Genomic DNA, 5,658 nt, shown 5'->3' on the forward strand with positions numbered 1-5,658 from the left:
AGTAGAGGTCCAGGTCGTTCACCAGTTCCTTGGAGAGATAGCTTCGGATGAAGGAGAGGTCGGAATCCAGCTCGCGTACCTCGAACATTTTGTCCCGGTCCCAGCGTTTCTCAATGTCCTCGAAAATCTTCAGGCCTAGGTAATACGGATTCAGGCTCTGGCGCGATGGCTGCACCACCGATGAATTCAGCTTGGCGTATTCGACCGTCTCTTCGGCAGTCAGGTCCAGCTCGCGCATGATTCGCTGATGCCAGTAGGAGGCCCAGCCTTCGTATTGCTAAGGTGCTTATAAAGTTATTAGTTCTGGATCTAAATTTGTAGAGATAATCTGGGGATCTTCATGAATAATCCTTATCTTCCCTGTCTTGCTGGTCTCTGCAAGAGGGATTCGATATGAACCAAAATCCCTACAATATTCAAATGCAGCTTTAATGGAATTATGGCTTGGTTGTATTTGGAGAGATGTGTTATCAGGATAACATTTATTAAAAAAAGAAATAAAATGATACAAAAACTCATCATACTGAGCTCCTCGGGTCGAATAAGAATCTTCATTGATACAATTGGCACTGATAATTATAGAGTTATCAATTTTTTCTAAAAAATTACCTCCTTTACACTGACCATGGATAATTATTTTTTTGCATTTAATTTTACCAATCAGAGAATTGAATTCATTAGCTGAAATAAACGGCTTATCCCAACAAACAATCAGGGCTTGCTTATTATCTAATGTGCCGTGATTAGTTATCATGATGGTTAATTGATCATCTGCAGTGAGTAATGCTGCATAATTTTCTAAAGTTGTTTTAAAAGAGTCGTATGTTGCTACTATAGTTGCTATTTGAGAATTATTGTACTCAATAGGTGTGCCATCTGTGTACAAAACAGTTATTTGATCATATGTGTTTTTTTGTAATACCTCATACATAAATCCAATATCGTTATTATATCTGATCTCTGTATGATTATTGTCATAACAACCAGCAAATAATAAAGCATGTTTAGCCATTATATTCTCCTAAATTATAATCATATAATTTTAATCATTTGCAAAGAACTAGCGGGTTTCCAAGATTCAGAGTCTGAATAGATGTATTGTTCAGAATTTTTAAATAACCAATATTCACATTCATGAGACCAATTAGCGATATTAGTGGGGTCAATAAAAACTAACCAACCATTGAAATTTGGATTTTTATCGAAAATTTTCTTGTTTAGAGCATCTGTTACTTGAGAAGCTTTTATAATTGAAGTTGATATATAAATGTCCGTGAACTGAGAAGAATAATCTATAAAAAAAGACTCAACAAAAGCTTTGATTTCATTAAAATCATTAAAATAATGTTTCATCTCCTGAATACCACCCTTCATCATGGCTATATTAGGAGTATATATAATTGAAGCAAGTTCTATACCAAAGTATTTTTCTGAAATATTTGTAGTCCTTATAGTATCAATTTCACACTCTATCAATGCTTGCATGATGAAGCACTCCTTCTAGTTCAGTAATTTCAGAATCGTCTAGTTTATTTAAAATAAAAGGAGAGTGTGTTGTAATAATGAATTGACAATTCGGAAACATTTGTTTGAAGTAAGGAATAATATTTATTTGCCACTTTGGATGAATATGACAATCTATTTCATCTATTAAAACCACTGCTTCATAATTATAAAAGTCTGCTTTCCCATCAGAGGAATTATAAAGTCTATAGAAAATTTCTCCTATAATAATAAATAAATTTTTAAAACCATCACTTAACTGATCAATATTAACTCTAATATTATTACAATTAAAAAGTATTTCACCTTTTTCTGAAATATGACTAAATATGAAAGGATTGAATAATGTATTAAATGCTTCAATGATATGTTCAAATGTTTTTTGATTTTCGCTGTTTGGTTGTTTAAGTCTTATGAAATCTAAATTAATTAACCACTGTTTTAAGTTAAGGAATTTATTACTTACATGTAATTGATCACTAGTTTCAGAAATTCTTGATATCGAACTTGCCATCGAGTTTTCTCTACTGTTTTTAGGCAGAGGATATGAATTAGGTCCATCAACTGCTATATTGGGTAAATATCTAAAAGAATCAAAATAGAGAACGGTACCCCCGATAAAATTATCTTTATGAAGATTTTTAAAAAAAGATAATGAATCTGACTTAGGGCGTGTCTTAAAACTAGATATTGCTTCCAACGCATAACCGTAGCATAATTTTACAAGGACGCAATTACGAGGAGCTTGTAAAAGATGCTAAGACGCCACGAAATCAAAGACCCGGACTGGGAAAGGGTCAAAGAACTGTTGCCACCTGAAAACAAGGGTGAAGGCAGACCCTCAAAACCCAATCGGGTGATGCTTAATGCCATGCTTTGGAAAGTCAAAACAGGGGCACCTTGGCGTGATCTGCCAGAACGTTTTGGTTCTTGGAAAACCGTGTATTCCCGGTTTCGTTTATGGAGCAATGACGATCTTTTTCAAAAGATATTTGAAGCGCTCGCCAGCGATGCAGACTTGCAGGATGTTTCTCTAGACAGCACCTCTTGTAAAGTTCACCAGCACGCAGCGGGGGCTAAAAAAGGGCTGAAAATGCCGCAACCAACCAAGAAATCGGACTTTCCCGAGGGGGACGCAATACCAAAATCCACGCTGTAGTCGACGCGCTAGGGAATCCGATTCGCCTATTTTTAACGCCTGGAAACATCCATGATTGTACGGCAGCGGTCGAAGTCCTGTCAGGGGTAAGCTTGTCCGGAACCGCTATTTTAGCCGATAAAGCCTACGGAACGGTAGAGATTCGAACGTACATTGAATCCCAAAACGCAACATACTGTATCCCGCCCAAATCCAATGCCGCAAATCCTTGGACATGTGATTTTTACCATTATAAAGAACGCCATGTAGTGGAATGTTTTTTCAACAAACTCAAACAATTCCGCGGAATCGCAACACGCTATGACAAGCTTTCTCGAAACTTTTTAAGCTTTGCCTTTCTCGCTTCCGCGATGATTCTGTTGAAGTAGCTTCAATATGATTAGTTTTCAGACACGCCCTAGTTTTGTTGTAAATCATAAGACTGTTTTTGTTATCGGTTCTTTCTAATACATTAAGAAATTGAATTTCAGAATTGGACAAATTAGCTTGTTCTATCTCATTGTTACTCGCTTGAAAGTCAGCAGAAATAGAAAAGTTTTCTTTACCTTGTAGGATATCGCTAGAATTAAGAAGCTCACCGTTATACTTAGGATATAAGGAATTTAATAGATGTACGAAAGATCTCAAAATGGTAGATTTTCCCGAGCCGTTTTCTCCAATGAATACATTTATATGAGGATTGAAATTAAAAGTTTCGTCCTCAAAAAGTCGTAAGTTTTTTATTGTAATTGATCTTATTTTCATATAACTCACCTCTTTGTGTAGTTAATACAATTTTAATTATTACCTAGGTAATAATTACCTTTCATATAGATATATAATACACTAGAATTTAGATTTTGAAAAACAAACCTATTTCACATTCACTCATTCGAAATGTCCACAAAAGCAGTATTTTATTTCTAAATTATTGATGTGATCATTTTGTATTTCCTGTGAAAAAAGACAACGATTATGATTCAGTTATGAGTATATTGGAAGTGATTTCAATATGACGTGCTAATATTTGGATTTGTAATGAATTTAACAGGCAGGGAGACGAAAGTTATGAAATAATATTAATCAGTTTCATTCATAATAAATAAGACGAAGAAGCTCAAAGTGATTTTTACAAAGGAATTGCCCGATTTGATACTAAGAAGTGTTGTTAAAATAATAATAATGGATTAATAAATTACAACTGGCTTCTCAATGCTATCTATTAATTTATAGTCAATAGAAACATATAATCATATGAGGGGGCCTTGCATAATGTATTCACTACTATTTATATATCCCCATTTTATGATTTGGCATTTTTAGAATATTATCAAGGAACTCATTAGCAGTGCAATGAAGTATTATAAAAGAGTTGTCAAATCACCCATAGGCACTTCTATAGTAATAGAAGGATTTATTAATTAAATTCAATAATTGTATGAGTGATCTTTCAATATAATATAGTTGAAAGAGGATCATTCCAAAACTCAATCCACTTTTGTTTCAATCACTTACTCCAAGTTCAATTCTATATCCAACTCCCCCTCCCCCAAAACCGTGACCTTCGAAACCAACGTCCGCAACAGCACCTTAGCCTCCTCAACAGGCAGCGCATATATCGCATCGAGCACCGTCTTTATCTTGCACTCAAGCATTTCCTTCAGATCCTCCACATGCATTTTCTCTCCCTGTTCATTCGAACTCTGATTCTCCTGAATAATCCGTTCCATCCGCTGCTTCTACTCGTTAAGATCCTGCAACTCAATCAGTCCAGCAGTATAGGCTTCGACCTTCCGCTTATAACGGTTTTTAGCACCGTTAATCTGTTGATCACCACGGCTGCAGTGGTTGCTACGGGCTTTCTCAACGAGATGAGGAACTAACTCAAGGCTAAGTGAATCTGAAAAACCTGCTAACCCCTGTAAAACCAGGACTCCACTTCGTCGGCTTTATACTGCTTGCTTGTGCATGTTCCTTTGTTCTTATTCTCAGAACAGCGGTAAACGCGGTAACGTCTGTTTCTTGATCCTGACCATCCAATGCTCATCCCTGACCCGCAGTTTCCACATTTCAGGATGCCTCCAAGAAGATGGGGACTGGTCTGAGCGCGGGGAGCTATATCTGATCTGTTCATTTTGGTCTGCACTCTTTCCCAGATGTTCTTGTCAATAATGGCGGGTAGACAATCGTCAATGACAATCCAATCCTTATCGTCTTTTATGGTCCGTTTCTTCTTACTTGAATCCACGCGATTCCATACAAAGGTCTTTTTATTTACAGGATTGGTAAGCAGCAGTTTTACGGAACGAATGGACCATTCCTTGTTGTGCCTTGACGGGATGCCTTCTTCGTTCAGTTGTCTTGCAATAGCGAAGAATCCCATTCCCTGATTGAGGTAAAGATCATATATTTGTCGCACAGTTTTTGCCTCTGGTTCATGGATGACAAGTGCTTTTTCTTCCAAGCGATATCCGTAGGGACTCTGAGTCAGCCATTTGTCCTGGTTGGCAGCATGGAACATATTATCCAGGACACGTTCTCGAATACGCTCACGTTTAAATTCCGTGACAGCTCAGAGCACTTGAAGTGTCAGACGGCCTGAGGGCGTGTTGATATCAAAGGATTCACTGATTGAGATGAAGGCGACTTGATGCTGCTGGAACATGTCGATCAGCGTAAGCAAATCGAGTAGTCGGCGGCTCATCCGATCCAGTTTGGTGACCATAACTTTTGAGATTTCGCCGTTCTCTATGTATGTCATCAACCGCTTGAGCTGAGGGCGGTCTGTGCTTTTTGCGGAGTAGCCATCGTCAATAAGTAATAGGGTTTCGCTGTAGATTACTCATAAAAAGAGAGTCTAGCCTCTGTGAGGCATAGACTCTCTAAGAAATATTTTATTACCACTAAAAACAACCCTTTACATAAACCGCCGCTGCACCTTTTTGCCGTCATAGGTGAACAGAGCGTTTTTGTCTTCTGCGACGGTCTGCAGATGCACGGTGCGGCCCCAGAGGGCG

General features: G+C 37.5%; 5 protein-coding genes and 3 pseudogenes. 1 reads left to right on the forward strand and 7 read right to left on the reverse strand.

Translation table 11 applies throughout. The annotated features are described in order from the left end of the window. The 4 genes and pseudogenes from MKZ07_RS33440 to MKZ07_RS33455 form a co-directional block, all read right to left on the reverse strand. Positions 1-271: pseudogene (locus MKZ07_RS33440) on the reverse strand (SpoVR family protein); the annotation flags it as partial. Between the two features lie 15 nt (positions 272-286). Then, the gene (locus MKZ07_RS33445; RefSeq protein WP_341029862.1) at positions 287-1,012 is read right to left on the reverse strand and encodes a hypothetical protein; all 726 of its coding nucleotides are present in this window, start codon (positions 1,010-1,012) and stop codon (positions 287-289) included. Positions 1,013-1,032: 20 nt separating this feature from the next. After that, positions 1,033-1,485, reverse strand: coding sequence for a hypothetical protein (locus MKZ07_RS33450; RefSeq protein WP_036701904.1), 453 nt, complete (start codon positions 1,483-1,485; stop codon positions 1,033-1,035). Further along, positions 1,463-2,203: an AAA family ATPase gene (locus MKZ07_RS33455; RefSeq protein ID WP_341029864.1), complete on the reverse strand. Its 741-nt coding sequence runs from the start codon at positions 2,201-2,203 to the stop codon at positions 1,463-1,465. Before MKZ07_RS33455 ends, MKZ07_RS33450 begins: the two co-directional genes overlap by 23 nt. Before the next feature lie 54 nt (positions 2,204-2,257). On the opposite strand from MKZ07_RS33455, the gene MKZ07_RS33460 reads away from it, so the two are divergent. Next, a protein-coding gene (locus tag MKZ07_RS33460; protein WP_341027176.1) for an IS5 family transposase occupies positions 2,258-3,030 on the forward strand; the annotation gives its coding sequence in 2 pieces (ribosomal slippage) (positions 2,258-2,588 and positions 2,588-3,030; 774 coding nt in all). Here the strand turns inward: MKZ07_RS33460 and MKZ07_RS33465 are convergent. From MKZ07_RS33465 to MKZ07_RS33485, 3 genes and pseudogenes are all read right to left on the reverse strand, one after another. Then, the gene (locus MKZ07_RS33465) at positions 2,933-3,406 is read right to left on the reverse strand and encodes an AAA family ATPase (protein WP_341029866.1); all 474 of its coding nucleotides are present in this window, start codon (positions 3,404-3,406) and stop codon (positions 2,933-2,935) included. The genes MKZ07_RS33460 and MKZ07_RS33465 overlap by 98 nt on opposite strands. Positions 3,407-4,152: 746 nt before the next feature. Then, positions 4,153-5,471: pseudogene (locus MKZ07_RS33710) on the reverse strand (recombinase family protein); the annotation flags it as partial. Between the two features lie 87 nt (positions 5,472-5,558). Next, positions 5,559-5,658: pseudogene (locus tag MKZ07_RS33485) on the reverse strand (SpoVR family protein); the annotation flags it as partial.

Origin of the sequence: Paenibacillus sp. FSL P4-0338 (genome assembly GCF_038002365.1) — a bacterium.
Classification (GTDB): Bacteria; Bacillota; Bacilli; order Paenibacillales; family Paenibacillaceae; genus Paenibacillus_AQ.